The 727-nt window shown below is 59.8% G+C and carries 1 protein-coding gene; it reads right to left on the bottom strand.

Going from position 1 to position 727, the window contains the following annotated elements; genetic code table 11:
- Positions 1-158: 158 nt before the first annotated feature.
- Positions 159-727, bottom strand: a 569-nt coding sequence (locus tag AC1DWI_RS25280; RefSeq protein WP_477726199.1) for an N-acetylneuraminate synthase family protein, incomplete at its 5' end; no start/stop codon positions are given.

Below are 727 nucleotides of genomic sequence, written 5' to 3'. Positions count from 1 at the left end.
CTCCGTGACAGTCATGCCGCACTCGGGCCTGAGGTGCATTCCTGTGACAGCGATCTGCAGAGTCAAACCGGGGTGCACCGCAATCCGATGCAGCGTGGAGGCCATCAAGCCAAAGTCCGCCCGAGTGCCAGTCACGTAGAGAATGCGGCGTTCAGGCATTACTTCCAGCCTTCCAGCATGTATGGCGCAAGGAGGGTATATGCAGGCATGTCTTGAGTAAGGCGACACCCCAAAACGTTGACTTGTTGTGCTGGCGCAATACCGGTCCCGGGCCGGCGCAGGCATAAATCGTCTGGCGTCAACACCGTTCCCCCTGGGACATCACGGCTAAGCACTACGCTACGCCGTGCTACATCGCGGGTGTTGTGCTCTATAAGCTGGGGACGCTTGAGGCCGTCACCCCGCATCGTTTCGACCATTCTGATACCCCGAACCATCGCTGTAAAAGTCGCTGGGTCTGCGGAAGCGAGATGATCAGGCCCGGGCAGCGTCGTATCAAGCGTCAGATGCTTTTCAATCACGCAGGCACCGAGCGCAGTGGCGGCCAGCGCCGCCTCAATCCCTTCGCTATGATCAGAGTACCCCGTCGGCAAGCCGCATTCGCGGCTCATGGCCTGCATCGCCAAGAGATTGAGTGAATCGGCAGGCGCGGGATAGGCTGAAGTGCAATGCAACAACGTCAGGTTGTCAGATCCTGCMTCAGAAAGCCCCCTCGCCTGCCGCGCGG

Source organism: Polaromonas sp. P3_C2 (genome assembly GCF_056402675.1).
The sequence above is the reverse complement of the archived record's forward strand: the minus strand, read 5'-3'. Positions and strand labels throughout refer to the sequence as shown.